Source organism: Pseudomonas putida S13.1.2 (genome assembly GCF_000498395.2).
GTDB lineage: Bacteria > Pseudomonadota > Gammaproteobacteria > Pseudomonadales > Pseudomonadaceae > Aquipseudomonas > Aquipseudomonas putida_Q.
In genome coordinates this window covers 5,604,639-5,631,034 of the sequence record NZ_CP010979.1, presented here as the reverse complement: position 1 = coordinate 5,631,034, position 26,396 = coordinate 5,604,639, and the positions used below count along the sequence as shown (strand labels likewise).

Genomic DNA, 26,396 nt, shown 5'->3' with positions numbered 1-26,396 from the left:
TTCATCGACCGCGCAGGAAAAGTTTGTCCAGATCGTCCAGGCCCATCTGGGTCCAGGTGGGACGGCCATGGTTGCACTGGCCACTGCGTTCGGTGTTTTCCATGTCGCGCAGCAGGGCATTCATTTCGGGGATTGCCAGGCGCCGGTTGGCGCGCACGGCGCCGTGGCAGGCCATGGTGCCGAGCAGTTCATTGAGGTGGGCCTGAATACGGTCGCTGGTGCCGTACTCCATCAGGTCGGCAAGTACGTCCTGAACCAGGCGGTTGGCCTCGGCCTGCTTGAGCAAGGCCGGAATCTGGCGAATCGCCAAGGTCTCGGGGCCCAGGCGCTGCAGTTCGAAGCCCAGGCGCTGGAACCACTGTGCATGCTCTTCGGCGCAATCAGCTTCACGCTGGCTCAGGGCCAGGGTTTCGGGCACCAGCAGCGGCTGGCCGCTAAGGCCTTCGCTGGCCATGGCCACCTTGAGGCGCTCGTACATGATGCGCTCGTGGGCAGCGTGCATGTCCACCAGCACCAGGCCAACGGCGTTCTCGGCCAGGATGTAGATACCCTTGAGCTGCGCCAGTGCATAGCCCAGCGGAGGAATATCACCCTGGCTTTCGGGCAGCGTGGTTACCGGTGCCGCTCCGTCTTCCAGCGGTTTGTAGAACTCGCGATACACCGCCTGCGCCTCGGCGGCCGGCAGCGGCTGCGAAGGGCGTGGGGTGTACTGGTACTGGTAACCGGCGCCGCTGCCGCCATTGGAGATCGCATGCTGCGGCGCCTGGGGCCGCTCAAGCACTGGCGACGCCAGGCGCATTTCGCCCTGCGGGCCGAACTCACCGGCCTGCTGGCCGGTGGGGCGGATTATCTCGGGTACGGCGGCAGGCGCGGCCAACTGGTCTTCCGGACGCACATCGGCCAGTGCGCGGTGCAGGGTGCCATACAGGAAGTCGTGCACCGAACGCCCCTCGCGGAAGCGCACTTCGTGCTTGGTCGGGTGCACATTGACGTCGACGCCGTTGGGCTCCAGCTCCAGGAACAGCACGAATGTCGGGTGCCGACCATTGAACAACACGTCACGGTAAGCCTGGCGCACAGCGTGGGCGACCAGCTTGTCGCGCACCGCACGGCCGTTGACGAAGAAGTACTGCAGGTCTGCCTGGCTGCGCGAGAAGGTCGGCAGGCCCACCCAGCCCCACAGGCGCAAGCCGTTGCGCTCGACGTCGATCGGCAGCGCCTGCTCCATGAAGCCCGGGCCGCAGATGGCGCCCACCCGCCGCGCCCGGGCCATTTCGTCATGGGCCTCGTGCAGGCTGAGGATGCTCTTGCCGTTGTGGCGCAGGTGGAAGCCAACGTCGAAACGCGCCAGCGCCAGCCGGCGGATGACTTCCTGCAGGTGATCGAATTCGGTTTTCTCGGCCTTCAGGAATTTGCGCCGCGCCGGGGTATTGAAGAACAGGTCGCGGACTTCTACCGAGGTACCCACCGGGTGCGCCGCCGGCTGCACGCGCGGGGTCATGTCACGGCCTTCGGTTTCGACCTGCCAGGCCTCGGTGGCACTGGCGGTACGCGAAGTCAGGGTCAGCCGCGCCACCGAGCTGATCGATGCCAAGGCCTCGCCACGGAAACCCAGGCTCAATACCCCTTCAAGGTCTTCCAGCTCGCGAATCTTGCTGGTGGCGTGTCGGGCCAAGGCCAGCGGCAGGTCGTCAGCAGAAATTCCGCTGCCATCGTCCCGTACCTTGAGCAACTTGACGCCGCCCTGCTCCACGTCCACGTCGATGCGTCGGGCGCCGGAGTCCAGGCTGTTTTCCAACAGCTCCTTGGCGACAGAGGCCGGCCGCTCGACTACCTCGCCGGCGGCGATCTGGTTGGCCAGCCGCGGGCTGAGCAGCTGGATGCGCGAACCGCCACTCATTGCGCGGCCAATGTGGTTGCAGGGATGTCGAGGCGCTGGCCGACCTTCAGTTCATCCGTCTTGAGGCTGTTGGTGCTGCGCAGGCTGGCCACGCTGACCTGGTAACGCACGGCGAGCATCGCCAGGGTTTCGCCAGGGCGCACGGTGTGCTCACGTGGGCCGGCGGCAATCTTGCCGGTATCACGCAGCCAGGCGATATAGGTACCCGGCGGCGGGTTCTGCTGGAAGTACTGACGCACACCGGTATGAATCGAACGGGCCAAGGCCTGCTGATGGCTGGCGGTGGCCAGCTTGGCAGCTTCGTTGTTGTTCGAGATGAACCCGGTTTCAACGAGGATCGACGGGATATCCGGCGACTTCAGCACCATGAAGCCGGCCTGTTCCACACGCTGCTTGTGCAGCGAGGTGACACGGCCCATGTTGCCCAGCACCTTCTGCCCCACGTTGAGGCTGGAGCTGAGCGTGGCGGTCATCGACAGGTCCAGCAGCACGCCGGCCAGCATGCGGTCCTTGTCATCGAGGCTGACGTTGCCGGCACCGCCGATCAGGTCGGAACGGTTTTCCGTGTCTGCCAGCCAGCGCGCGGTCTCGGAGGTGGCGCCGCGGTCGGACAAGGCGAACACCGAAGCACCAAATGCAGCCCGCGACGGCGCGGCGTCGGCGTGGATCGAGATGAACAGGTCGGCACCCTTCTTGCGAGCGATTTCGGTGCGTTTGCGCAGCGGAATGAAATAGTCGCCCGTACGGGTCAATTCGGCACGGAAGCCCCTTTCGCTGTTGATCTGGCGCTGAAGCTCTTTGGCAATCTGCAGCACGATGTCTTTTTCATGCTGGCCGCGCGAACCGGATGCACCCGGGTCTTCGCCACCGTGGCCGGCATCGATGGCCACCACGATTTCACGCTTGCCGCTAGGTACCGGCGGCAACTTGATGGCGGGCTGGGCCGGGGATACCGGCACCGCTGGTGTGGTAGCCGGCGTCTGTACCGGCGCCGGGGCCGGCGGTGGCGCGCTGGCCGCAATGGCATCGGCTTCCTGGTCGTACAGGTCGACCACCAGGCGATTGCCGTACTGGGCGTTCGGCGCCAGCGTGAAGCTTTTCGGGGTGACCGACTTTTTCAGGTCGACCACCACCCGCAGGTCGGTCGGGGTGCGCTGAGCCGAACGCACGCTGGTGATCGGCGTGTTGGAGGTGGCCACGTTCAATGGCGCGGCCAGTGTCGCGCCATTGATGTCGATAACCAGGCGATCAGGCGCGCTCAAGGTGAAGACGCTGTGCTGCACGGGGCCAGACAGGTCGAAGACCAGCCGCGTGTTGTCTGGCGCGCGCCACAGGCGCACGCTCTTGACTTGAGTGACGGCCAGAGCGTCAACGGTCACCGTTGTCAGCAGCAGCCCAACGATGGCAACCAGTGCGCGTATGCGCATACCTACCCCACTTACTGTTTATAGTGTTTGGCCAGTGCCACGCACCAGGCCTCGCCGCGAGCCCCCTGCGGCGAAAGGATCAGCGAGCGTCCGCCCGCTTGGGGGGTCATGGTAATGGTCAGGTCAGGCTTTGGCAAAACGCCCGCACCCTTTTGTGGCCACTCGAACAGGCACAGCGGGTCGCCCTCGAAATAGTCACGAATACCCATGAACTCCAGCTCCTCCGGATCGACCAGGCGATACAGGTCGAAGTGGAAGGCCCGCACCCCACCAATTTCGTAGGGTTCGACCACGGTGAAGGTCGGGCTTTTCACTGCACCGGTATGGCCCAGGCCACGGATCAGCCCTCGGGAAAGCGTAGTCTTGCCCGCACCCAGGTCACCTTCAAGAAAGATCACGCCGCGACCGCCGGTCACCTCGGCCAGGGCTGCGCCAAACTTGACCGTGGCGTCTTCATCGGCCAGAAACAGGGTTATGCCAGACACGCAGAATGCTCCTCGAGTAACTCACGAATGACCGGCGCCAGATCACTGGCCGCCAGGCCTCTACCTTTTACACCCAGCCGCTCACCTGCACAGGCATGCAACCACACCCCCAGGCCAGCGGCCTGCCAGGCATCCAGCCCTTGGGCCAGCAACGCCGCCAGCACACCGGTCAGCACATCGCCAAGGCCGGCCCCGGCCATCGCCGGGTGGCCCCGCTCGCACAGCATCAGCTGCCCGGCCGGGTCGGCCACCAGCGTACCGGCGCCCTTGAGCACGCAAACGCTGTTGTAACGGCGCGCCAGCTTGCGCGCAGCGCCCTGGCGGTCGGCCTGCACCGCCTCGGTGGAAATACCCAGCAGCCGCGCCGCCTCCCCCGGGTGCGGGGTGAGGATGCTGCCACTGGGCAGGGCCAGGGGGGTACGCGCCAGCAAATTCAGGGCATCGGCGTCCCACACCTGCGGCCGCTCGGCGTTGGCCACTGCCGACAGCAGGCTACGCCCCCACGCCGCCTGCCCCAGCCCCGGGCCAACCACCAGCACCGAGGCGCGCTCCAGCACGCCCATCAGCTGGTTGGCCGAGCTGACGCCCAGGCACATGGTTTCGGGCAGCCGGGCCAGGCTCGCGCCAACATGCTCGGGGCGCGTCGCTACGCTGACCAGCCCGGCACCACAGCGCAGGGCGGCTTCAGCGCTCAACAGCACCGCGCCGCCGGTGCCAAGGTCGCCACCCACCACCATTACATGGCCGAAGTCGCCTTTATGGGCATGCGCATGCCGTGTCGGCAGGTGCGCGACGGTCACGCTGCTGAGCCGTTGCGGGGCATGGCTGGGGTGTTTGGTCTGCGGCATGGGGTCAAAGGCTCCAATGTCTGGCAGAATTATACGCACCTGAGCCCGTATTGCCTTGCCCATCCATGTCCAGCTGCACACCTGACCTCGCCCAACTGGCCCAATCGATCAAGATTTGGGGCCAGGAACTCGGTTTTGCCCACGTTGGCATCGCCGGGGTCGACCTTGGCGAACACGAACACCACCTGCAGCGCTGGCTCGATGCCGGCTACCAGGGCGAGATGGAGTACCTGGGTGCGCACGGCAGCAAGCGCGCGCACCCCGAGCAGCTGATTCCCGGCACGGTGCGTGTGGTGTCGCTGCGCATGGACTACCTGCCCGGCGACACACAGATGGCGCAGCGCCTGGCACAGCCGGAAAAGGCCTACATATCGCGCTATGCGCTGGGCCGGGACTACCACAAGCTGGTGCGCAAGCGTGTGCAGTTCCTGGCCGACCGCATCCAGGAAGCCATTGGCCCGTTCGGCTACCGCGCATTCGTCGACAGCGCCCCTGTGCTGGAGAAGGCCCTGGCCGAACAGGCCGGGCTGGGCTGGATCGGCAAGAACACCTTATTGCTCAACCGCAAGGCGGGCAGTTACTTCTTTCTTGCCGAGCTGTTTGTCGACCTGCCGTTGCCGGTGGACGACGCGACGACCAGCGAACATTGCGGGCGCTGCCAGGCCTGCCTGGACATCTGCCCCACCCAGGCATTTGTCGGGCCTTATGTGCTGGATGCCCGGCGTTGCATCTCATACCTGACCATCGAACTGAAGGGCGCAATCCCTGTCGAGTTGCGCTCAATGATGGGTAACCGGGTGTTCGGTTGCGATGACTGCCAGATCGTCTGCCCATGGAACCGCTTTGCCAAGCACACCCAGGAACAGGACTTCCAGCCGCGGCATGGGCTGGAGAATGCCGAGTTGGCGCAGATGTTCCTGTGGGATGAACGCACCTTCCTGCGCAAGACCGAGGGCGGGCCATTGCGGCGGGCGGGGTATGAGCGGTTCTTGCGCAACCTGGCGGTGGGGTTGGGCAATGCGCCTTCCACCATTCCTGTGATCGAGGCCCTGAAAGCCCGGCGCGAGGATGAATCAGAACTGGTGCGCGAGCATGTGGAGTGGGCATTGGCCCGACACAACATCCAATAACCACATGCCCCTGTGGGAGCGGGTTCACCCGCGAACACCGGCGCAGCCGGTGCCATACACCGAGTTGCATTCTTCGCGGGTGAACCCGCTCCCACAAAGACTGCCTCAGGGCTGAAAAATGACCTACTGCTGGTCGTTGTAGTGGAACTTGGGCATTTCCCAGTGGAAGCGGATCGCCAGCAACCGCACCAGGAACCCGCCAAACAAGGTCAGCAGCATCGCCTGCTCTGCCGGCACCTTGAAATACACGCACCCCAGATAGAACCACGCCGCCGCAAAGGACACGCTGGCATACAGCTCACGGCGGAACACCAGTGGAATGTCGTTGCAGAAGATATCCCGCAAGATCCCGCCAAACACGCCGGTAATCACCCCACTTATCGACGCCACCAGCATGCCCTGCCCCATCTCCAGCGCGGTCATGCAGCCAATCAGGGTGAAGGCCACCAACCCCAGGGCATCGAGCACCAGGAACAGCGAGCGCAGGCGGCGCATCATCGGCGCAATGAAAATGGTCAGCAACGCCGCAAAGCTGGTCAGCACCAGGTACTCCGGGTGCTTCACCCAGGTCAGCGGGTAATGCCCGAGCAGCACGTCGCGCACCGAGCCGCCACCCAAGGCGGTGACGCAGGCAATCAGCACCACGCCGAACCAGTCCATGCCGCGACGCCCGGCAGACAAGGCGCCGGTCATGGCTTCGGCGGTGATAGCGATGAGGTAGAGCATCAACAACATGGCGCGGGTCCGTGCGAGAAAGGCGCGCAGTCTAACCAGTTGCCCAGGGCACCAAAAGGGGGCGCAGATACAATATCTGCGCCTTTTCGGTTCACAGCTTGATGAAGTGCTCGCGGTAGTGGCGCAGCTCGGCGATCGACTCGCGGATATCGTCCAGCGCCAGGTGGGTATTGCCCTTCTTGAAGCTGTCACGCACGTCCGGTGCCCAGCGCGCGGCCAGTTCCTTCAGGGTGGAGACATCCAGGTTGCGGTAATGGAAGTAGTTTTCCAGGTTGCGCATGTGGCGGTAGAGGAAGCGGCGGTCCTGGCAGATGCTGTTGCCGCAGATCGGCGACTTGCCTTTGGGCACCCACTGCTCGAGGAAGGCGATGGTCTGCGCCTCGGCTTCAGCCATGCTGACCTTGCTCTCGCGCACGCGCTGGGTCAGGCCCGAAGCACCATGGGTACGGGTGTTCCATTCGTCCATGCGCGCCAGCACTTCGTCACTGTGATGGATGGCGATCACCGGCCCTTCAGCCAGGGTGTTCAGCTGGCTGTCGGTAACGATGGTGGCCATCTCGATGATGACATCACTGTCCGGATCCAGGCCGGTCATTTCCAGGTCGATCCAGATCAGGTTCTGTGGGTTTTGCATGCAGGGGCTCCTCATATAGGCCGTCATATTAGCCTAGTGGCCAATGCACGCCCATTCACCGCATCAAAGGTAAGCACAATGGTCCAGAGCCTGGCGTGCTAAACTGCCAGCCGTTTTCAATGCCCTACCCGGGCCTTTCACACGGTACCTTCATGGCCAAACGCCAGCTCAATCGCCGCCAGAACTGGCGGATCGAAAAAATCCAGGGCGAGCGCGCCGCTCGCGCCGCCAAACGCGAGCAGCATGCGCTGCAGGAACTGGAAGGCGGCGACCTGGGGCCAGAGCAACTGGGCCTGGTGATCGCGCACTTTGGCGTGCAGGTAGAAGTTGAAGCCCAGGATGGCGAAACCGCAGGCCAGGTGTTCCGCTGCCATTTGCGCGCCAACCTGCCGGCGCTGGTCACCGGCGACCGTGTCGTATGGCGTGCGGGTAACCAGGGCATCGGCGTAATCGTGGCGCAGATGCCGCGCAGCACCGAACTGTGCCGGCCAAACAACCACGGTCAACTCAAGCCGGTGGCCGCCAACGTTGACCTGATCGTGATCGTGTTCGCCCCTGCGCCAGAGCCGCACCCAAACCTGATCGACCGCTACCTGGTAGCGGCCGAGCACGCTGGCCTGCGGCCGCTGCTGCTGCTGAACAAGGCCGACCTGATCAATGACGAGAACGGCCCCGGCCTGCATGCGCTGCTGGAAGTCTACCGCGAACTGGGCTACCCGCTGCTGGAAGTATCGGCACACCAGGGCGACGGCATGCAGCGCCTGCAGCAGCTGCTTGACGGCCACATCAGTGTGTTCGTCGGCCAGTCAGGGGTGGGCAAGTCGTCGCTGGTCAACAGCCTGCTGCCGGACGCTGGCACCCGTGTCGGCGATCTGTCGGAATGGTCTGGCCAAGGTACCCACACCACCACCACCGCGCGGCTGTACCACTTCCCTAACGGCGGCGATCTGATCGACTCGCCGGGCATCCGTGAGTTCGGCCTTGGCCATGTCAGCCGCGACGACGTGGAAGATGGCTTTATCGAGTTCCGCGACCTGTTCGGCACCTGCCGCTTCCGCGACTGCAAGCATGACCGCGAACCGGGCTGCGCGCTGCTCAAGGCCCTGGACGAGGGGCGCATCAAGCCGCAACGCATGAACAGCTACCGCTCGATCATTGCCAGCCTGACCGAAGACAGCTACTGAAACGCTTGAAATGAAATTTGCCGCGATCCCCTGTGGGAGCGGCTTTAGCCGCGAACACCGGCAACGCCGGTGCCATCCACCGCGCTGGATGCTTCGCGGGTAAACCCGCTCCCACAGTGATCGCGCCAGCGTTCAGGTTTTGTGTAGAACAGTCGCCCGCACAAAAAAGCCGCTTACTGCTCCTTGGCCTCATCCATCTTCAGTGTGCCATCTTCAAAGATGTTCAGCTTCTGGCGCAGCTCACGCGGTTGCATCGGTGCTTGCTCAGTTGCCCCTGGGGCTTGCGGTGCGCCAGCCCCCGGCACAGCGCCACTGGCTGGCGGAGCAGCAGGGTCGGCGGCCGGCGCTTCCGGCGCACCCTGCTCACCCTCGATATTGCGCTGGGCCTTCTTGGTCAGCACGATGATATCGATACGGCGGTTGACCGGGTTGAACGGGTCCTTGCGGTCGAACAGCGACGACGAGGCATAACCCACCACCCGCGCCACCTGCCCGTCCGGGTAACCCCCAGCCACCAGCGCACGGCGCGCAGCGTTGGCACGGTTGGCCGACAGCTCCCAGTTGCCGAACTCACCACTGCCGGCATACGGCTTGGCATCGGTGTGGCCGCTGATGCTGATCTTGTTCGGCACCGCCTTGATGGTGTCGGCCATGGCCAGCAGGATGTCTTCAAAGTACGGCTGCAAGCGGGCGCTACCGATGTCGAACATCGGCCGGTTCTCGGCATCCATGATCTGGATGCGCAGGCCGTCCTGGGTGATTTCGAACAGGATCTGGTCCTTGAACTTCTGCAGCTGCGGGTTCTCTTCCACCTTGTTCTGCAGTTCCTGCAGCAGCAACTCCAGGCGCTCGCGCTCGACCTGCTCGGCCATGGTCTCGACCTGGTCCTTGCTCATCTGGGTTGTGGACTCGGGCATCGGCTCGGATTTGACTTCCGGGTTGATGGTTTTCTCCGGTGCCAGTTCAGGCGAACCACCCAGGTCGATGACATAGGGCGTGCCGCTTTCCGAGAAGCCGATCGGGTCCTGGAAGTAGCCGGCAATGGCGATTTTCTGCTCCGGTGTGGCCGTGGACATCAACCACAGCACCAGAAAGAACGCCATCATTGCCGTAGCAAAGTCGGCAAAGGCGATTTTCCAGGCGCCGCCGTGGTGGCCGCCGCCAAAGCGCTTGACGCGCTTGACGATGATGGGCTGATTGTTTTCCATGACTCAGCGACCGCGAACCGCTTGTTCCAGCTCGGCGAAACTTGGGCGGTGCCTTGGGTACAGCACCTTGCGCCCGAACTCGACGGCCAGCGAAGGTGGCATGCCCGAGGCCGAGGCAACCAGCGAAGCCTTGATCGATTCGTAGAGGTTCAGCTCCTCCTTGGCATCGTGCTCCAGGCACTTGGCCAGCGGGCCGAAGAAGCCGTAGGCAGCCAGAATACCGAAGAAAGTACCGACCAGCGCCGCACCCACGTGCATGCCGATGGCTGCCTGGTCGCCCTCGCCCAGCGAGGCCATGGTTACCACGATACCCAGTACCGCCGCGACGATACCGAAACCAGGCATGCCGTCAGCGATGCCGGTCACCGCATGGGACGGGTGCTCCAGCTCTTCCTTCATGCTCAGCAGCTCCATGTCGAACAAGCCCTCGAGTTCGTGCGGGGCCATGTTGCCGGTGGACATGATGCGCAAGTAGTCGCACACGAACGCAGTCATGCGCTCGTCGGCCAGCACCGTTGGGTACTTGGCGAAGATAGGGCTGGCGGCGGCGTCCTCGATGTCGGCCTCGATGGCCATCATGCCTTCGCGACGGCTCTTGTTGAGGATCTCGTACACCAGGCCCAGCACCTCCAGGTAGTAGGCATGGGTGAAGCGCGAGCCGAACATCTTCATCGACTTCTTGATGACGTGCATGGTCATGTGGCCAGGGTTGGCCTGCAGGAATGCGCCAAAGGCCGCACCGCCGATGATCAGTACTTCGAACGGCTGGATCAGCGCCGCGATCTTGCCGTGGGAGAGCACGTAGCCGCCGAGCACGCTCGCGAATACGACGATGATGCCGATAATTTTAGCCATAGGTTCAAAGCACTTGCTGTCGTGGTCAGGGGAAGAGACGGGAGCTTTAAAACTCTTCTTCTACTTATCGGCAGAACTGCGCCAGACTATAGCCACTCAATGCGAAAAGCCAGTTCGGACTGATGTCAAAATGCCAATCGAAACCAAGGTGCCCGCTCAGGCTCCGCGTACGCTAGAGGCCTGGGTAAAGCTGCTAGAGAGTGTTCGCATCCCCGTGCCGAAGCACAGCTACGACCGGGTCATGGCTGCCATCCACGATAGCCGCCGCTCGCTGCGCGACATCGCCGAACTGATGCAGGACAGCCCGGCACTGGTGCTTTCGGTGATGCGCGAAGCGAATCACCCCACCAACGCCAGCCAGGCCGAGCCCGCCGAAAGCCTGGAAGTCGCCCTCAACCGCCTGGGCCTGGCGCGCAGCGAGCAACTCCTCAAGCGCCTGCCCGCGCTGCCCGTCGAAGAAATCCCGCCAGTGCTCAGCCAGTTCCAGCTGATCAGCCAGCACGCTTCGCAGCAGGCCAGCGGCCTGTTCGCCAGCCGCCTGGCACGCCTGTGGCAGGAAATTCACTGGGGCAGCCTGCTGTTCCTGTCACCGCTGTGGCCGCTGGCACTGGCCTACCCCAAGCTGCTCGACACCTGGGAGCTGCGGGTTATCCACAAGGGTGAGGACGCCGCCCAGGTAGAGGATGAGCTGTTTGGCGTGCGCATCATGGCGCTGTGCCAAACCATGGCGGAGTACTGGCGCCTGCCGCAGTGGGTAACACAGGGTTACCGCCTGCTGCTGGAGGAACGCGAACAACTGGCCCAAGTGCTCAGCATCGCCCGCGACGAAGACCTGCTCAGCCAGCAACACCGCCTGGATGCCGAGCCCGGCCTGCGCCGCTGGTTCAACCAGCCGGCCAACACCGTGCTGCTGGCCAACAACCTTGCACTGGCGGCGCAGGTGGGCTGGGACAACCCGCACCTGCTGCGCTGGCAACTGCTGACGGCGCTGTACCTGCAGACCTCGCTGGAAGACGTGCAGCAGCAAGTACACCAACAAGCTGCCGCCAGCGCCCGCCGCCACGCCAGGCATGCCCTGTTCCACCCGGCTGAAGCACTGATCTGGCCCTGGCACCAGCGCCGCCCGCACCCGGACATGCTGGCGCCGCCGCCACCCAGCAGCGACGACCTGGCGCGCTGGCGCAAGCTGTGCCAGGACCTGTTGGCCCAGCCCAGCCCGTTCACCAATACCGTGCACCTGGCCACCCAGGCCCGCGAAGCCCTGCTGGCCTGCGGCATGCAACGCATCATGCTGCTGAGCCTGGATAAAGCCAGTGACTACCTGCGCGTGCAGCAGATTGCCGGTCTACCCAAAGAGGCGGGGGCCCTGGCCCTGCAGGTGTCACAAAACAAACTGCTGCAAAAGCTGATGGCGCAGGCCGGGCAGCTGCGCATCACCCCAGAAAACCACAGCCAGTTCTCGGCCTTGCTGCCAGCCCCGCTGCGCGCCCTGTTCCGCAGCGAGCACGTGCTGCTGCGCTCGCTGGCGGTGAACGACCAGGTGCTGATGCTGATAGTGGCCGACCAGGGCTGCCGGCCTTTGGCCGATATCAGCGTGCAGGCCTTCGGCAAGACCGCACAATGCACCGAGCGGGCACTGTCGGTGTTTGCCAACCGCAAGGGCTGAGCCTTGCGCTACAATCGCCCCTCTTTCCACACTGGAGACCGTGGATGACTGACTTTTCCGGCCTGCCCCTGGTGATCGAAGCCGCGGACCTGCTGCCACGCCTGGGTTCGCCACAGCTGATCCTGGTCGACCTGAGCAGTGCCAACCGCTATGTCAGCGGGCATATCCCCGGCGCACGCTTTGTCGAAGGCAAGCGTACCCAGCTTGGCCAGCCTCCTGCGCCCGGCCTGCTGCCGCCCCTGGGCGAGCTGGAAAAACTGTTCAGCGAACTCGGCCACCGCGACGACGCTGTCTATGTGGTGTACGACGATGAAGGCGGTGGCTGGGCCGGGCGCTTCATCTGGCTGCTCGACGTGATCGGCCACAAGGCGTATCACTACCTCAATGGCGGTATCCAGGCCTGGCCGGCAGACACGTTGTCCACCGACGTGCCCGCCAGCGGCAACAGCCCGGTGCACCTGCGTATCGACAACGCCCCCACCGCCACCCGCGAGTACCTGCAAAGCCGCCTGGGCGCCGATGACCTGGTCATCTGGGACGCTCGCGGCCCGCAGGAATTCAGCGGCGAGAAGGTATTGGCAGCAAAGGGCGGGCACATACCCGGTGCTATCAACTTCGAGTGGACCGCCGGCATGGACCTCAACGACCACCTGCGCATTCGCCAGGACATCAAACAAGTCCTCGAGCAACTGGGCATCACCCCTGACAAGGAAGTGATCACCCACTGCCAGACCCACCGCCGCTCCGGCTTCACTTATCTGGTGGCCAAGGCCCTCGGCTACCCACGCGTCAAGGCCTACGCCGGCTCGTGGAGCGAATGGGGCAACCACCCGGACACGCCTGTAGAAGTTTAAGGAACCTGCATGAAATCCCGTTTGTTCATCATCAGCCAGTACCTGCTGCCGCACCACCTGCTGTCACGGCTGGCCGGCTGCATCGCCGAGTGCCGCGTGCGCTGGTTCAAGAATGCCTTTACCGCCTGGTTCGCCAAGCGCTACCAGGTAAACATGTCTGAAGCGCTGGTCGAGGACTTGAGCGCTTACGAGCACTTCAATGCGTTCTTCACCCGCGCCCTGAAGCCCGGTGCACGCCCGCTGGACGAAACCCCGGGCGCCATCCTGTGCCCGGCCGACGGCGCCGTCAGCCAGCTCGGCCCGATCGAGCACGGCCGCATCTTCCAGGCCAAGGGCCACGGTTACAGCGCGCAAGAGCTGCTGGGCGGCGACCCGGCCCTGGCAGCGCCGTTCATGGGCGGCGAGTTTGCCACCATCTACCTGTCGCCCAAGGACTACCACCGCGTGCACATGCCGCTGGCCGGCACCCTGCGCGAAATGGTCTATGTGCCGGGCCGTCTGTTCTCGGTCAACCAGACCACCGCAGAGAACGTGCCCGAGCTGTTCGCCCGCAACGAGCGCGTGGTGTGCCTGTTCGACACCGAGCGCGGGCCGATGGCCGTGGTGCTGGTGGGTGCGATGATCGTCGCCTCGATCGAAACCGTGTGGGCTGGATTGGTGACGCCGCCCAAGCGTGAGCTGAAGACCTTCCGTTACGACGAAGCCAGCCGTGCGCCGATCCACCTGGAGAAAGGTGCCGAGCTGGGCCGCTTCAAGCTGGGCTCGACCGCCATCGTGCTGTTCGGGCCGGAGCAGGTGAAGTGGGCTGAGAACCTGGGCGCTGGCTCCGCTGTAAGCATGGGGCAATTGTTGGCAGAACCCGCCCAGGCTTGATTCAAGCTGGATGAAAAAGGCCCTGCTCATGCGGGGCCTTTTCATTGGGGCCGCTGTGCGGCCCTTCGCGGGCACGCCCGCTCCCACAAAGCGCGATCACTGTGGGAGCGGGCATGCCCGCGAAGGGCTGCGAAGCAGCCCCAGGTTCTTGTGTCAGCCGCGGGCGTCGCGGTCGCGCAGGCCCAACAGGTACAGCACGCCATCCAGCCCCAGGGTGGAAATCGCCTGCTTGGCCGACTGGCGCACCAGCGGCTTGGCGCGGAACGCTACGCCCAGGCCGGCCAGCGACAGCATCGGCAGGTCGTTGGCGCCATCACCCACGGCGATGGTCTGCTCCAGCTGCAAGCCTTCTTCACTGGCCAGCTGTTGCAGCAGCTCGGCCTTGCGCTGGGCATCGACGATCGGCTCGACAGCCACACCGGTCACCTTGCCGTCGACCACTTCCAGCTCGTTGGCGAACACATAGTCGATACCCAGGCGCGCCTGCACCTGGCGGGCAAAGTAGGTAAAGCCACCGGACAGGATCGCGGTCTTGTAACCCAGGCGCTTGAGCTCGGCGAACAGGTTTTCGGCACCCTCGGTCAGGCGCAGCGAGGCACCGATTTCGTCCAGCACACCCACATCCAGGCCCTTGAGCAGCGCCATGCGCTCCTTGAAACTGGCGCGGAAGTCCAGCTCACCGCGCATGGCGCGCTCGGTGATCGCGGCCACCTGCTCACCCACGCCGGCCGCCTTGGCCAGTTCATCGATGACTTCGGCTTCGATCAGCGTCGAGTCCATGTCGAACACCGCCAGGCGGCGGTTGCGGCGGAACAGGTCGTCCTTCTGGAAGGCGATGTCGATGCTCAGCGCTTCGGCCAGGGCAAAGAAGTCGGCACGCAGGGCCTGGGCATCGCTCGGCGCGCCGCGCACGGAGATTTCGATGGCCGCTTTGCCCTTGTCGGTTTCGGCATCCAGCGCCACGCGCGCCGACAAACGCTCGATGCGCTCGATGGTGAGGCCGTACTGGCTGATCACCGCACTCACCCGCTGCAATTGCTCGGGGGTGATCTTGCGGCTAAGCAGGGTGACGATATGGCGCGCTTCGCCCTGGCCGTCAGCCCAGTGCTGGTAGTCCGCCTCGGAAATCGGCGTGTAGCGGGCCTGCAGGTTCAGTTCATGGGCCTTGGCCTGCACGCTTTGCAGCAGGGCGGTAGCCACTTCGTTGTCAGGGATGTCGACCAGGATACCGAACGACAAAGTGCCGTGCATGACCGCCAGGCCGATGTCGAGGATGCTCACACCGCCCTGCAGCAGGACGCCGGTGATAGCCGCAGTGAGACCGGGACGGTCCTCACCGGTGATGTTGATCAGGACGATTTCGCGCACAACCTGGCTCCGACTTCGATGAAAAATGCGCATTCTACCGATTTTCCGTGACCATCGGGCGCCAACGATACTTTGCCGACAAAACCCGGGTCGCTATACTGCCCCACACTTTCTGCCATTAAGAGCCGAGCTCAGTGAACCGGCCCACGCCCGTCAAACCAGACAATTTCTTCCTGATGATCTATCGTGCCCTGAGTCAACGCCGCGTGCCGCTGGCACTGCGCATCGCTTGCACCAACATCTTCCTGGTCGCGCTGGCGCTGGTGATCTATGCCTGCGTGATGGGCCTGCAGTTCAAGCAGGCCATGCACGAGCAGGCCGATGCCCTTGGCCAGAGCCTGACCACCCAGACCGCCACCTCGGCGACCGAGCTGCTGGTGTCCAACGACATCCTCAGTCTCAACGTGCTGCTGGGCAACCTGGTGAAAAACCCGCTGGTAGCCCACGCGGCCATCTACAGCGTGGACAACCGCATCCTCGCCGAGGCCGGCCAGCGCCCGCGCAACAGCCTGCTGGGCGAGGCCGAGGGCCTGTACCAGACCAAGATCACCTTCCAGGACGTGACGGCCGGGCAACTGCGCATCAGCCTGGACATGAGCCAGTTCCAGCAGCCGATGCTGATCAGCCTGCAGAGCATGGGGATCATGGCAGCCATCCTGCTGGCCCTGGCCCTCAGCCTGAGCCTGCGACAGGGCCGCCACATCACCCTGCCGCTGCTGCAATTGCGGGTGTGGCTGCGAGACCCGCAGCCCTATACCCCGGCCACCGACCGCCAGGATGAGATCGGCGACATCGCCCGCCAGTTGCATGCGCGCCTGGCCCCGCCGCCACCGCCGGAGCCAGAGCTGGAGGAAGAGGACGACGAGCATTTCGACGACTTCCAGGACGCAGCGCCGGCCCCCAAGGCCGCACCGCGCCCCAAGGTTGCCGCATTGGCCGAGGAAGAGGACGACGAAGCCTTCGCCGGCCTGATGGACGACGACAGTGCGCCCAAAGCCGCCCCGGTCGAGTCTGACGAGCCTCAGTACAGCGCCGTACTAGCCGTGCAACTGGGCTCGCAAGAGCAACTGCGCCGCCTGCCGCGCACCCGCCTGACCGAGCTGACCGAACGCTACCGCGATTGCCTGGAGCATGCTGCCTCGCTCTATGACGGTGAAACCCACACGCTCAACGACGGCAGCACCCTGGTACTGTTCCACAGCCGCGACTGTGGCGAGGACTACCTGACCAACGCCATCTGCTGCGGCGAGCTGCTGCGCGCCCTGGGCCATGCCCTGCAGATCGAAGTGGCCGACAGCGGCATCACCCTTCAGCTGCAACTGGGCCTGGTCCTGGGCAACGACCTGCAAGGGCTGGAGCTGGTAGACCTGCTGATGGCCGAAAAGGCCCAGGATGCCCTGGCACTGTCGCAGCACAGCCGCAACCTGTTGCTGGTGGAGCGGCAGATCAGCGATGACGCGCTGATTCGCCAGCGCGCCCGCATTCGCCCGATTGCCAGCCCTGAGGGTGCCTGCTGTGTGGAGCGCTTGATGGAGCCTTACCCGTCGATGCTGGAACGGCAGCTGGCCCGCATGCACGAGCGCCGCGCCTGACAGTTCCCCCTGTGGGAGCGGGCGCGCCCGCGAATCAGGCGCCGCGGTGCATGGCACCGGCTGCGCCGGTGTTCGCGGGCACGCCCGCTCCCACAAAGGCGCATCTATCCTTTGGATACAAAAAAGCCCGCAGAGATGCGGGCTTTTTTGTGGGTGTCAGTTCGATCAGAACCGATAAACTTCCATGTCGGTGCGAATCGGCGAGGCCATCGGAATCTTGGATTTCTCCGGCCCCTTTTTGACCTGCACCGGTGCAGCGGGCTTTTTCGGTGCTTCTTCGGCAATCGCCGGCTGGTTTGCCAGCGGTTTCACCGCTGTGCTCAGCTGTTCGGCCAACTTCTGCAGCAATTGGCCCTGGGCCTGCACCTGCGACGACTCGGTACCCTCATGCTGCTGCTCGAGGTGAACGATACGGTTGTCACGCACATGGCCACGGCGGTCCAGCAGACGCCACTGGGCATCCAGGATGGCCGGCTGGTTTTTGCCCGAGTCCAGGCGCGTGATCGACAACAGCACCTGCACGTCCGGGCTGAAGCCAGCGGTCGCCGGGGCCAGCACAACGCGCTGGCTGTCCAGGCGCCAGGCCAGTTGACGCACCAGCAGCTGGTCGATATCCGACGAAAGGCTGCCCGCCCAACGGCCGTCAGTGGCCGCGCTCAGGCTGCCGTCGGCTTGACGCTGCAGGAACGTCTCACGCTGCAGGTAATCGGCCACCGATACCGGGCCGAGTACCACGGCCATGCCCGCACTCTGCGACGGCTGGCCAGGATCACCACTGTCGAGCTGGTACAGGGCAACCGGCTGATGCATGGTGCACCCGCCAAGGCCCAGCAGGCCAGTCATCAACAGCGCAAATGGAAGGCGCAGAAGTTTCATCATCCCATCCAGGCGGTCGCCTACAGGCCACCGCAGTGATACATATAGATTCAAACGGGCACACGACTACGTCGGCACCGCGAGGGCCATATCATCCGCGAAATAACCGTCCGACTCCAGCATTTCTGCCCGGAACGGCGCTGAAATTGCCGTTCCAGACATTTCTGCCCTTTACGCCGGCACTTCCACCTGCAACCCATCGACGCGCTGGAAGCCGCGTGGCAGCTTGCTGCCTCGCCGTCCGCGCTCGCCCTTGTAATGCTCCAGGTCGTCCGCTTTCAGAGACAGGGTACGCTTGCCGGCTTGCAATACAAGGGTCGCGCCTTCGGCAATCACGGCCAGATCGGTGACAAATTCTTCACGGCTGGCGACCCGGTCGCCCGGCACGCCAATGATCTTGTTGCCCTTGCCCTTGCCCAGCTGCGGCAAGTCGCTGACCTTGAACACCAGCAGGCGGCCTTCAGTGGTCACGGCTGCCAGCCAGTCCTGCTCGCGATTGGCCACCGGGCGCGGGGTCATGACCTTGGCGCCGTTAGGCAGGCTGAGCAAACCCTTGCCGGCCTTGTTCTTGGCCTGCAAGTCTTCACCCTTGACCACGAAGCCGTAGCCCGCATCCGAGGCAACCACGTACAGCGCGTCGTCCTCCGGCAACAGCACACACTCGAAGGTGGCCCCTGGCGGTGGCGTCAGGCGGCCGGTCAGCGGCTCGCCCTGACCACGTGCCGAGGGCAAGCTGTGAGCCGCCACCGAGTAGCTGCGGCCCGTAGAGTCGATGAGCACGGCAAACTGGTTGGAACGCCCGGCTGCCGCGGCCTTGAAGCCATCGCCGGCCTTGTACGACAAACCGGTGGCGTCGATGTCGTGGCCTTTGGCGCAACGCACCCAGCCCTTCTCCGACAGCACCACGGTGACCGGCTCGGTCGGCATCAGCTCGTTTTCCGACAGGGCCTTGGCTTCGACGCGCTCGACGATGGGCGAACGGCGCGCGTCGCCGTAGGTTTCGGCGTCCTTGATCAGTTCGCTGCGCACCAGCTTGCGTAGCTTGGCCTCGCTGCCCAGCAGCGCTTGCAGCTTGGCTTGTTCCTTGAGCAGTTCGTCCTGCTCACCGCGGATTTTCATCTCTTCCAGGCGCGCCAGCTGACGCAGGCGGGTCTCGAGGATGTACTCAGCCTGGATTTCGCTCAGTTCGAAGCGGGCAATCAGGGCCTGCTTGGGGTGCTCCTCGGTACGGATGATGTGGATCACTTCATCCAGGTTGAGGAATGCGGTGAGCAAACCATCCAGCAGGTGCAGGCGCCTTTCTACCTTGTCCAGGCGATGCTGCAGCCGGCGGCGAACAGTGTTGGTACGAAACTCCAGCCATTCAACCAATATTGCACGCAGGTTCTTCAACTGCGGGCGGCCGTCCAGGCCAATGATATTGACGTTGACCCGGTAGCTGCTCTCCAGGTCGGTGGTGGCGAACAGGTGCTGCATCAGTTCGTCGGCATCCACACGGTTGGAGCGCGGGATGATGACGATGCGGCACGGGTTCTCGTGATCGGATTCGTCACGCAGGTCCGCCACCATCGGCAGTTTCTTGGCCTGCATCTGTGCGGCAATCTGCTCCAGCACCTTGGCCCCGGAGACCTGGTGCGGCAGTGCAGTCACAACGATGTCGCCATCCTCGACGCGGTAAACGGCACGCATGCGGATCGAGCCGCGGCCGCTTTCGTACATCTTGAGGATTTCTGCCCGTGGCGTGATGATTTCCGCCTCGGTGGGGTAATCCGGCCCCTGGATGTGTTCGCACAATTGCTCGATGGTGGCCTTTGGCTCGTCGAGCAGGCGCACGCAGGCGCTGGCCACTTCACGCAGGTTGTGCGGCGGCACGTCGGTCGCCATGCCCACGGCGATACCGGTGGTACCGTTGAGCAGGATGTTGGGCAGGCGCGCCGGCAGCACGGCTGGCTCCTGCAGGGTACCGTCAAAGTTCGGTACCCAATCCACGGTACCTTGGCCAACTTCGCTGAGCAGCACTTCGGCGTAGCGTGACAGCCGCGCCTCGGTATAACGCATGGCGGCAAACGACTTCGGATCGTCCGGCGCACCCCAGTTACCCTGGCCGTCGACCAGGGTGTAGCGGTAGCTGAACGGTTGCGCCATCAGCACCATGGCCTCGTAGCAGGCCGAGTCGCCGTGGGGGTGGAACTTGCCGAGCACGTCACCGACGGTACGCGCCGACTTCTTGTGCTTGGCATCGGCATCGAGCCCCAACTCGCTCATGGCATAGACGATGCGTCGCTGCACCGGCTTCAGGCCATCGCCGATGTGCGGCAAGGCGCGGTCCATGATCACGTACATGGAATAGTTGAGGTAGGCCTGTTCGGTGAAGTCAGCCAGCGAGCGGCGTTCGACGCCGTCCAGGCTGAGTTCCAGTGAGTCGCTCATGCGGGCCTCGTCATTTCAGGTTCTGGCGTAGCAGCATGGTGCCGCCGCGCTGGGTAAATTCAAGTTGTTTCAGGGCACTCATGCCCAGCAATACGGTTTGCCCGTCCAGCCCCGGCACCACGATGGCGCGCACATCCTGCAGGCGGATATCGCCCAGCTGCAGGCTGGCCAGGCGTGTGCGGTAGCCTTCGGTGCGGCCATTGGCGGTACTGAGCAGCACCGGGCTGCCGCGTTCAAGGTTCAGGCCACGGGCCAACGCCTCGGGGATCGCCACATCGGTGGCGCCGGTGTCGAGCATGAAATGCACCACCTGGCCGTTGATCGCGCCATCCACCATGAAGTGGCCCTGGCCGTTGCCCAGCAGGCGCACTTCGACAAAGCCGTCGCCATGCTCGGACTGCACCTGGGCATTGGGGTTGCGCTGGCTGTCTTCCCACTGGCCGAAAAAGCGCGTGGCAAGGAACAGCGCCGCCGCCCAGGCGACGATCATCAGTACCCTGCCCGCCCGCTTGCCCGGCGCCTGGCTCATGGCTTGGCGCTCCAGCCACCTTCCGGTGCCTCGAAGCGCCAGACGATCGGGCGCGTCTCGCCATCGGCGCGGGCGCCGTTGTTGTTGTCCAGGCCGATCCAGGCGCCCTTGGCATCGATCACAAGGGCTTCGGCCAGGCCGAACGGTTGCGGGTAGCGGCGCGCCTCGACCAGGGCATCGGCCGCAAACGACCAGCAGCGCTCGACCTTGCCGCTGTCGGCATCCCGCCGACAGACCCGGTAGGCATTGCGTTCGAGGGTGAACAGCTTGCCCTCGAACCAGGCCAGGTCGGCAAAGTCGCGCGACAGTGCCCGGGCGTTGGGCATTTGCGCAGGCTGCATCTCGACCCCGGCCTCGCTCAGCAGCACACAGCTGCGTCCGCAGGTCCACACCGATTGCTGGCGCTCGATGGCCACCAGGCCACGGCGCTCGCGTTCGGCGGCCAGCCACAGGCGGTCGCCCGCCGGGTTGATCGCCAGGCCTTCGAACAGGGCATTGAAGTTCAGCAGCATGCCACTGGCGCGGGCCTGCCGCACCATGGCCGGGTCGATTTTCAACCAGTCCGGCTCGCCTTGCACCGGCAACTGCAACACGGCGGCATGGGCTTCGCTTGCCAGGTACAGGTTACCCGCCTGGTCACAGGTGATGCCTTCAAAGTCCAGCTCCCCCCCGCGAATGTAGGACGCCGCCCAATTGCGCGACTTGAGGCCCCACGGCAGGCCGCTTTCCGGCGGCGGTGGCGAGGTAAAGGTCAGCGGTTGCGCGCGCCAGGTCGGGTTCTGCTGGTCGAAGCGGTAGATGCGGTCGTCGTCGCGGTCGGACACACCCCACAGCCCGCCCCGGCATTGCGCCAGGCCGGACAGGTTGCCACCGCGCATGCCGTCGATCGGGTGCTCGGCACTGAGCTTCAGCTCCGGCCAGTTACCGGCCAGGGCGGGCAAGGCAACCAACGCAAGGCAAACGGCAAGAACGTGCCGAATCAAACCATGACCTCGGCCAGGTTGCCTTTGGTTTCCAGCCAGCTCTTGCGGTCACCGGCGCGTTTCTTGGCCAGCAGCTTGTCCATCAGCTCGCAGGTGGCCTCGACGTCATCCAGGGTCAGCTGCACCAGGCGCCGGGTGTTCGGGTCCATGGTGGTTTCACGCAGCTGCGGCGGGTTCATTTCACCCAGGCCCTTGAAGCGGGTGACCTGCGGTTTGCCGCGTTTCTTCTCGGCCACCAGGCGGTCGAGGATGCCGTCACGCTCGGCTTCGTCGAGGGCGTAGTAGATTTCCTTGCCCAGGTCGATGCGGTACAGCGGCGGCATGGCCACGTACACATGCCCGGCTTCCACCAGCGCGCGGAAGTGCTGGACGAACAGCGCGCACAGCAGCGTGGCGATGTGCAGGCCGTCGGAGTCGGCGTCGGCAAGGATGCAGACTTTGCCGTAGCGCAGTTGCGCCAGGTCTGTGGCACCCGGGTCGACACCGATGGCCACGGCGATGTTGTGCACCTCCTGGCTGGCCAGGACTTCGCCACCGTCCACTTCCCAGGTGTTGAGGATCTTGCCGCGCAGCGGCAGGATCGCCTGGTACTCCTTGTCCCGTGCCTGCTTGGCCGAGCCACCTGCCGAGTCACCCTCGACCAGGAACAGTTCGGCACGCATCGGGTCCTGGCCGGCGCAATCGGCCAGCTTGCCCGGCAGTGCCGGGCCCTGGGTAATGCGCTTGCGCTCGACCTTCTTGCTGGCCTTGAGGCGGCGCCCGGCGTTGCTGATGGCCAGCTCTGCCAGTTGCATGCCCAGCTCGGGGTGGGCATTGAGCCACAGGCTGAAGGCGTCCTTGACCACGCCGGAAACAAAGGCAGCCGCCTCGCGCGACGACAGGCGCTCTTTGGTCTGCCCGGAGAACTGCGGCTCCTGCATTTTCATCGAAAGCACGAAAGAGATGCGCTCCCAGACATCCTCTGGCGCCAGCTTCACGCCGCGCGGCAGCAGATTGCGGAACTCGCAGAACTCACGCATGGCATCCAGCAGGCCCTGACGCAGGCCATTGACATGGGTGCCGCCCTGCGCAGTGGGGATCAGGTTGACGTAGCTTTCCTGGACGCTGTCGCCGCCTTCTGGCAACCACAGCAACGCCCAGTCTGCGGCTTCCTTGTTGCCCGCCAGGCTGCCGCAGAACGGCTCGTCAGGCAGGCGCTGGAACTCGCTGACCGCATCGACCAGGTACGAACGCAGGCCGTCTTCATAGTGCCACTCGACCTTCTCGCCGCTGGCCTTGTCTTCGAAGCTGACCAGCAGGCCGGGGCACAGCACGGCCTTGGCCTTGAGCACATGCTTGAGGCGGCTGATGGAGAACTTGGGCGAGTCGAAGTACTTGGGGTCTGGGCTGAAGTAGACGCTGGTGCCGGTGTTGCGCTTGCCGACCGAGCCGACCACTTCCAGCTCGCTGGCCTTGAAGCCATCGGCGAAGGTCATCTGGTATTCGTTGCCGTCACGCTTGACGCGCACGCGCACCTGGGTCGACAGGGCGTTGACCACCGAGATACCCACACCGTGCAAACCACCGGAGAACTGGTAGTTCTTGTTGGAGAACTTGCCGCCGGCGTGCAGCTTGGTAAGGATCAGCTCGACCCCGGACACGCCTTCTTCCGGGTGGATGTCCACTGGCATGCCGCGGCCATCGTCGCTGACTTCCAGCGAGTGGTCGGCATGCAGGATGACCTGCACCGAACGGGCGTGGCCGGCCAGGGCTTCGTCGACACTGTTGTCGATGACTTCCTGGGCCAGGTGGTTGGGGCGGCTGGTATCGGTGTACATGCCCGGCCGCTTGCGGACCGGGTCAAGGCCCGAGAGGACTTCGATGGCGTCTGCGTTATAGGCGCTAGCGCTGGGATTGGCCATAGGGTCTCGTCGTCAGTCTGGTGAGTGCAAAAAAGTCAAAATACAGAAAAATCGAGCGCCGCATACTGCCCGCGAGCTATACCGGCAAACGCCAGCAAAGCCGGCAGGCGCTCGGCGAAGCCCTGGAAGCTGTGGTCGCCACCGGCCTGGATACGCAGCGCACATGCACGGTAATAGCGCTCGGCATGGCGATAGTCCAGGGTTTCATCGGCCGTCTGAAGCCACACTTGATAGCGGCTGGCATCTACCGGGGCCGGCACTTCCAGCTCGGCCAAGGCCTGTACGTGATCGTGGGTCAGCTCCCAGGTTTCACCGCTGTAGTGATTGCGCTGAGTGCCCAGGTACCCGTCGAAATGCTTGTGCGGGGTTACCGCCGGGTTGACCAGCAGCGCCTTGAGGCCATGGCGCTCGGCCAGATGAGTGGCATAGTAGCCGCCGAGCGAACTGCCCACCAGCAGTGGCGCACCCAGTTCGGCGATGGCCGCTTCGAGCTGGGCGATGGCCTGCCGCGGGTGGTGATGCAAGGCGGGCACACGTAGCTGGGCCGACAGGCCCAGTTGCTGCATCACGGCTTCGAGCTGGCGCGCCTTGGTTGAAAGTGGCGAGCTGTTGAAGCCATGGATATAGAGGATGGAACCCGACATGCTGCCCCCGGAATCTGTGGCTTCGCGCCTGATGATGCGGGCGCAGGGACGCGCAGTGTAGCGCGTTCGCCGGGTTTTGACGCAGTGTCACGGGTTTCGCAACAATTTCTTCAAGAAAGCCGGGGCCGCTGCGCAGCCCATCGCCGGCAAGCCAGCTCCCACAGGTACTGCACATGGCTTGAAGCCGATTCGGTCTGTATGGGACCTGGCCTGCCGGCCCTCACAGATACCACACATGGCTTGAAGCCGATGCGGTCGGTGTGGGAGCTGGCTTGCCGGCCCTCACAGATACCACACATGGCTTGAAGCCGATGCGGTCGGTGTGGGAGCTGGCTTGCCGGCGATGGGGCGCGCAGCGGCCCCGGATTCTTCAATAACCTGGGCTATCGAAGTCGAGTTTCACCTCAAAGTCCGTGGCCCGCTCCACCCCGGTTTCCAACCGCCCGTCGGCGTGCAGGCGCAACCAGCGGTACCCGGGCTGCTCCTCGCTCACCTTGAAGTCTTCGCTGCCGGCCGCGAACTGAATACAGGTCGAGGGCGTAGCCAGCAGGCGCCGGCCCTCGCGCAGCTCATCCCATTCCTGATGCACATGCCCCCACAGCAACGCCCGCACCTGTGGATAAGCCCCGACGATGTCGAACAGGGCCTGGGCATTGCGCAAGCCGATCGGCGCGATCCAGGCGCAGCCGATGTCCACCGGCTGATGGTGGAAACACACCAGGCAATGCCGCTCGCCCGCCTCTTTCAAGGCGGCTTCCAGCACTGCCAGCTGGTCACGCTCCAGCAGACCGTGTGTCGCCCCATGCACCGCCGTGTCGAGCATGACAATACGCCAGGCGCCAATATCGGTTACCGCCTGCACAAGCTCCGGGGCCACTTCGGCCATGACCCGGGCCTCGTCATGGTTGCCCGGCAACCAGCGAGTGGGCACGGCAAACGGCGCAGTCAGATCCCGGAACGCTTGATAAGAGGCAACGCTGGCGTCCTGGGACAGATCACCCGTGCACAACAGCAAATCGACAAGCGGCTGCTCGCGCCGCACCTGGGCCACCACATGGCGCAGGCTGTCACGGGTATTGAGCCCCAGCATGCTGCCGGCCGGGTCGGCGAAAAGATGGGCGTCGGTCAGTTGCACCACATGAACAGGGCGCGTGTTGTCTGGGTACATGTCAGCGAACGCTTGCCAGTTCGTGGCCACAAGCCAGGCAGTGGCTCAGCCACTCACCGAGGAACAGGTTGAGCTGGGCCTTTTCGTCCGGCTGGTGCATGGCCTCGTTCGGATACGGGTAGATACTGCGCAGGCGGCGGGTGTGTTCGGCACTGACCACTTCGGCCATGCGTGCATCATGGTACACCTGCACTTCCAGGTGCGGCACCGGCAGCCACGGCAAGCTGTGCTCCTGACGCACATGCAAGGTGGTGGTGTACGGGCAGGCCAACACCACGTCCAGCACCAGCACGCCAAGCATCTGGTCGCCCTGGGTCATGCCGATGCGGCGCGAGCTCTGGGTGGTGCGCATGTCGGGCAACAGGCGCATCAGCCGGGCGTAGTTGGCCTCGCAGGCGGCCTGCAGCCCGACCAGGTCGACTCGATAGCGCTCGCGCAGCAGGTTCACTTCCACATACCTCTTACTTCGTCACGGTTCAGCGCCAGCCATTGCAAGCCGATGATAGTCGCCGCATTGCAGATGCGCCCGTCGCGCACCGCCTGCAAGGCATCCTCGAACGACCACACGCGCACGCGGATGTCTTCGCCCTCTTCTTCCAGGCCATGCAGCCCGCCCGCGCCCTCGCTGCTGCAACGGCCAAGGAACAGGTGCACGTATTCGTCACTGCCGCCGGGCGACGGGAAGTAGCGGGTCATCGGCCACAGGGCGCTGAACGTCAGGCCGGCTTCTTCCTCGGCTTCGCGATGGGCGACTTCCTCGGGTTGCTCATCCTTGTCGATCAGCCCGGCGACCATCTCGATCAGCCAGGGGTTGGCGACCTTGTCCAGCGCGCCGACACGGAACTGCTCGATCAGCACCACTTCATCGCGCAACGGGTCGTAAGGCAGCACACACACCGCATCGTGGCGCACAAACAGTTCGCGGCTGATCTCGCGGCCCATGCCACCAGCAAACAGCTCGTGGCGCAGGTGCACCTTGTCGAGCTTGTAGAAGCCCTGGAAGCAATTGGCCCGCTTGACGATCTCGACCGCCTTGGGCACCGAATTCAACGTGTCTGACATGGAAATCCTCGTTACCTCAATTACCGCATCGCGCCATCCTACTC

General features: G+C 64.3%; 24 protein-coding genes. 6 read left to right on the top strand and 18 right to left on the bottom strand.

Annotation, left to right across the window (positions count from 1 at the left end; translation table 11 throughout):
* Window position 1 precedes the first annotated feature (1 nt).
* The 4 genes from mutL to N805_RS24815 are packed head-to-tail and all read right to left on the bottom strand — an operon-like array spanning window position 2 to window position 4,660.
* Window positions 2-1,900, bottom strand: coding sequence for a DNA mismatch repair endonuclease MutL (gene mutL, locus N805_RS24830; protein WP_019471332.1), 1,899 nt, complete (start codon window positions 1,898-1,900; stop codon window positions 2-4).
* Complete coding sequence (locus N805_RS24825; protein ID WP_019471331.1) at window positions 1,897-3,327, bottom strand: N-acetylmuramoyl-L-alanine amidase; 1,431 nt, start codon at window positions 3,325-3,327, stop codon at window positions 1,897-1,899. Before N805_RS24825 ends, mutL begins: the two co-directional genes overlap by 4 nt.
* 11 nt (window positions 3,328-3,338) lie before the next feature.
* Entirely contained in the window at window positions 3,339-3,812 is a 474-nt protein-coding gene (gene tsaE, locus N805_RS24820; protein WP_019471330.1) for a tRNA (adenosine(37)-N6)-threonylcarbamoyltransferase complex ATPase subunit type 1 TsaE, read from the bottom strand.
* Window positions 3,800-4,660 (bottom strand): NAD(P)H-hydrate dehydratase, encoded by an 861-nt coding sequence (locus N805_RS24815; protein ID WP_026034442.1) that lies wholly within the window; start codon window positions 4,658-4,660, stop codon window positions 3,800-3,802. The genes tsaE and N805_RS24815 overlap by 13 nt, the downstream gene beginning before the upstream one ends.
* A 65-nt stretch (window positions 4,661-4,725) precedes the next feature.
* On the opposite strand from N805_RS24815, the gene queG reads away from it, so the two are divergent.
* Entirely contained in the window at window positions 4,726-5,790 is a 1,065-nt protein-coding gene (gene queG / locus N805_RS24810) for a tRNA epoxyqueuosine(34) reductase QueG (protein WP_019471328.1), read from the top strand.
* A 123-nt stretch (window positions 5,791-5,913) separates the two neighbouring features.
* On the opposite strand, the gene N805_RS24805 is transcribed toward queG, so the two are convergent.
* Window positions 5,914-6,525, bottom strand: a complete 612-nt coding sequence (locus N805_RS24805) for a trimeric intracellular cation channel family protein (RefSeq protein WP_003249516.1) — start codon at window positions 6,523-6,525, stop codon at window positions 5,914-5,916.
* 91 nt (window positions 6,526-6,616) lie between these two features.
* Window positions 6,617-7,159, bottom strand: coding sequence for an oligoribonuclease (orn, locus tag N805_RS24800; RefSeq protein ID WP_019471327.1), 543 nt, complete (start codon window positions 7,157-7,159; stop codon window positions 6,617-6,619).
* 152 nt (window positions 7,160-7,311) lie between these two features.
* Here orn and rsgA point away from each other — a divergent pair, with 152 nt between their 5' ends.
* On the top strand, window positions 7,312-8,343 hold the full coding sequence (gene rsgA, locus N805_RS24795) for a small ribosomal subunit biogenesis GTPase RsgA (protein WP_026034441.1): 1,032 nt from the start codon (window positions 7,312-7,314) through the stop codon (window positions 8,341-8,343).
* Between the two features lie 173 nt (window positions 8,344-8,516).
* Here rsgA and motB read toward each other — a convergent pair whose 3' ends face one another.
* Window positions 8,517-9,551, bottom strand: a complete 1,035-nt coding sequence (gene motB / locus N805_RS24790; RefSeq protein WP_019471325.1) for a flagellar motor protein MotB — start codon at window positions 9,549-9,551, stop codon at window positions 8,517-8,519.
* A 3-nt stretch (window positions 9,552-9,554) separates the two neighbouring features.
* Window positions 9,555-10,406, bottom strand: coding sequence for a flagellar motor stator protein MotA (gene motA, locus N805_RS24785; protein WP_019471324.1), 852 nt, complete (start codon window positions 10,404-10,406; stop codon window positions 9,555-9,557).
* A gap of 130 nt (window positions 10,407-10,536) precedes the next feature.
* On the opposite strand from motA, the gene N805_RS24780 reads away from it, so the two are divergent.
* The 3 genes from N805_RS24780 to asd are packed head-to-tail and all read left to right on the top strand — an operon-like array spanning window position 10,537 to window position 13,799.
* Window positions 10,537-12,072 carry an HDOD domain-containing protein gene (locus N805_RS24780; RefSeq protein ID WP_019471323.1) on the top strand — a complete coding sequence of 512 codons (1,536 nt, stop codon included), beginning with the start codon at window positions 10,537-10,539 and terminating at the stop codon, window positions 12,070-12,072.
* Window positions 12,073-12,116: 44 nt separating this feature from the next.
* The gene (locus N805_RS31100) at window positions 12,117-12,926 is read left to right on the top strand and encodes a rhodanese-like domain-containing protein (protein WP_019471322.1); all 810 of its coding nucleotides are present in this window, start codon (window positions 12,117-12,119) and stop codon (window positions 12,924-12,926) included.
* Between the two features lie 9 nt (window positions 12,927-12,935).
* A complete protein-coding gene (asd, locus tag N805_RS31095) occupies window positions 12,936-13,799 on the top strand; it encodes an archaetidylserine decarboxylase (protein ID WP_019471321.1) in 864 nt (287 codons plus the stop codon).
* Between the two features lie 153 nt (window positions 13,800-13,952).
* Here the strand turns inward: asd and serB are convergent, their stop codons facing one another.
* Entirely contained in the window at window positions 13,953-15,167 is a 1,215-nt protein-coding gene (serB, locus tag N805_RS24765; RefSeq protein WP_016501896.1) for a phosphoserine phosphatase SerB, read from the bottom strand.
* Between the two features lie 134 nt (window positions 15,168-15,301).
* On the opposite strand from serB, the gene N805_RS24760 reads away from it, so the two are divergent.
* Window positions 15,302-16,759, top strand: coding sequence for an AhpA/YtjB family protein (locus N805_RS24760; protein WP_019471320.1), 1,458 nt, complete (start codon window positions 15,302-15,304; stop codon window positions 16,757-16,759).
* A 165-nt stretch (window positions 16,760-16,924) separates the two neighbouring features.
* On the opposite strand, the gene N805_RS24755 is transcribed toward N805_RS24760, so the two are convergent.
* The 9 genes from N805_RS24755 to N805_RS24715 form a co-directional block, all read right to left on the bottom strand.
* The gene (locus N805_RS24755) at window positions 16,925-17,635 is read right to left on the bottom strand and encodes a PqiC family protein (protein WP_019471319.1); all 711 of its coding nucleotides are present in this window, start codon (window positions 17,633-17,635) and stop codon (window positions 16,925-16,927) included.
* A 171-nt stretch (window positions 17,636-17,806) separates the two neighbouring features.
* Window positions 17,807-20,065, bottom strand: coding sequence for a DNA topoisomerase IV subunit A (parC, locus tag N805_RS24750; RefSeq protein WP_019471318.1), 2,259 nt, complete (start codon window positions 20,063-20,065; stop codon window positions 17,807-17,809).
* Between the two features lie 10 nt (window positions 20,066-20,075).
* Complete coding sequence (locus N805_RS24745; protein ID WP_019471317.1) at window positions 20,076-20,594, bottom strand: retropepsin-like aspartic protease family protein; 519 nt, start codon at window positions 20,592-20,594, stop codon at window positions 20,076-20,078.
* Window positions 20,591-21,577, bottom strand: a complete 987-nt coding sequence (locus N805_RS24740; protein ID WP_019471316.1) for an esterase-like activity of phytase family protein — start codon at window positions 21,575-21,577, stop codon at window positions 20,591-20,593. Before N805_RS24740 ends, N805_RS24745 begins: the two co-directional genes overlap by 4 nt.
* A complete protein-coding gene (parE, locus tag N805_RS24735) occupies window positions 21,574-23,478 on the bottom strand; it encodes a DNA topoisomerase IV subunit B (RefSeq protein WP_016489465.1) in 1,905 nt (634 codons plus the stop codon). Before parE ends, N805_RS24740 begins: the two co-directional genes overlap by 4 nt.
* Window positions 23,479-23,513: 35 nt before the next feature.
* A complete protein-coding gene (locus N805_RS24730; RefSeq protein WP_012274480.1) occupies window positions 23,514-24,122 on the bottom strand; it encodes a YqiA/YcfP family alpha/beta fold hydrolase in 609 nt (202 codons plus the stop codon).
* A gap of 370 nt (window positions 24,123-24,492) precedes the next feature.
* Window positions 24,493-25,290, bottom strand: a complete 798-nt coding sequence (cpdA, locus tag N805_RS24725; RefSeq protein ID WP_019472537.1) for a 3',5'-cyclic-AMP phosphodiesterase — start codon at window positions 25,288-25,290, stop codon at window positions 24,493-24,495.
* A 1-nt stretch (window position 25,291) separates the two neighbouring features.
* A complete protein-coding gene (locus N805_RS24720; protein ID WP_016501905.1) occupies window positions 25,292-25,744 on the bottom strand; it encodes a DUF1249 domain-containing protein in 453 nt (150 codons plus the stop codon).
* Complete coding sequence (locus N805_RS24715; RefSeq protein ID WP_016501906.1) at window positions 25,735-26,352, bottom strand: NUDIX domain-containing protein; 618 nt, start codon at window positions 26,350-26,352, stop codon at window positions 25,735-25,737. Before N805_RS24715 ends, N805_RS24720 begins: the two co-directional genes overlap by 10 nt.
* Window positions 26,353-26,396: the final 44 nt, after the last annotated feature.

Excerpts from the sequence above, each read along its gene's own strand:
- mutL (WP_019471332.1), bottom strand. The coding sequence starts at position 1,900 with ATGAGTGGCGGTTCGCGCATCCAGCTGCTCAGCCCGCGGCTGGCCAAC.
- N805_RS24825 (WP_019471331.1), bottom strand. The coding sequence starts at position 3,327 with ATGCGCATACGCGCACTGGTTGCCATCGTTGGGCTGCTGCTGACAACG.
- N805_RS24815 (WP_026034442.1), bottom strand. The coding sequence starts at position 4,660 with ATGCCGCAGACCAAACACCCCAGCCATGCCCCGCAACGGCTCAGCAGC.
- queG (WP_019471328.1), top strand. The coding sequence starts at position 4,726 with ATGTCCAGCTGCACACCTGACCTCGCCCAACTGGCCCAATCGATCAAG.
- N805_RS24805 (WP_003249516.1), bottom strand. The coding sequence starts at position 6,525 with ATGTTGTTGATGCTCTACCTCATCGCTATCACCGCCGAAGCCATGACC.
- orn (WP_019471327.1), bottom strand. The coding sequence starts at position 7,159 with ATGCAAAACCCACAGAACCTGATCTGGATCGACCTGGAAATGACCGGC.
- rsgA (WP_026034441.1), top strand. The coding sequence starts at position 7,312 with ATGGCCAAACGCCAGCTCAATCGCCGCCAGAACTGGCGGATCGAAAAA.
- motB (WP_019471325.1), bottom strand. The coding sequence starts at position 9,551 with ATGGAAAACAATCAGCCCATCATCGTCAAGCGCGTCAAGCGCTTTGGC.
- motA (WP_019471324.1), bottom strand. The coding sequence starts at position 10,406 with ATGGCTAAAATTATCGGCATCATCGTCGTATTCGCGAGCGTGCTCGGC.
- N805_RS24780 (WP_019471323.1), top strand. The coding sequence starts at position 10,537 with ATGCCAATCGAAACCAAGGTGCCCGCTCAGGCTCCGCGTACGCTAGAG.
- N805_RS31100 (WP_019471322.1), top strand. The coding sequence starts at position 12,117 with ATGACTGACTTTTCCGGCCTGCCCCTGGTGATCGAAGCCGCGGACCTG.
- asd (WP_019471321.1), top strand. The coding sequence starts at position 12,936 with ATGAAATCCCGTTTGTTCATCATCAGCCAGTACCTGCTGCCGCACCAC.
- N805_RS24755 (WP_019471319.1), bottom strand. The coding sequence starts at position 17,635 with ATGAAACTTCTGCGCCTTCCATTTGCGCTGTTGATGACTGGCCTGCTG.
- parC (WP_019471318.1), bottom strand. The coding sequence starts at position 20,065 with ATGAGCGACTCACTGGAACTCAGCCTGGACGGCGTCGAACGCCGCTCG.
- N805_RS24745 (WP_019471317.1), bottom strand. The coding sequence starts at position 20,594 with ATGAGCCAGGCGCCGGGCAAGCGGGCGGGCAGGGTACTGATGATCGTC.
- parE (WP_016489465.1), bottom strand. The coding sequence starts at position 23,478 with ATGGCCAATCCCAGCGCTAGCGCCTATAACGCAGACGCCATCGAAGTC.
- N805_RS24730 (WP_012274480.1), bottom strand. The coding sequence starts at position 24,122 with ATGTCGGGTTCCATCCTCTATATCCATGGCTTCAACAGCTCGCCACTT.
- cpdA (WP_019472537.1), bottom strand. The coding sequence starts at position 25,290 with ATGTACCCAGACAACACGCGCCCTGTTCATGTGGTGCAACTGACCGAC.
- N805_RS24715 (WP_016501906.1), bottom strand. The coding sequence starts at position 26,352 with ATGTCAGACACGTTGAATTCGGTGCCCAAGGCGGTCGAGATCGTCAAG.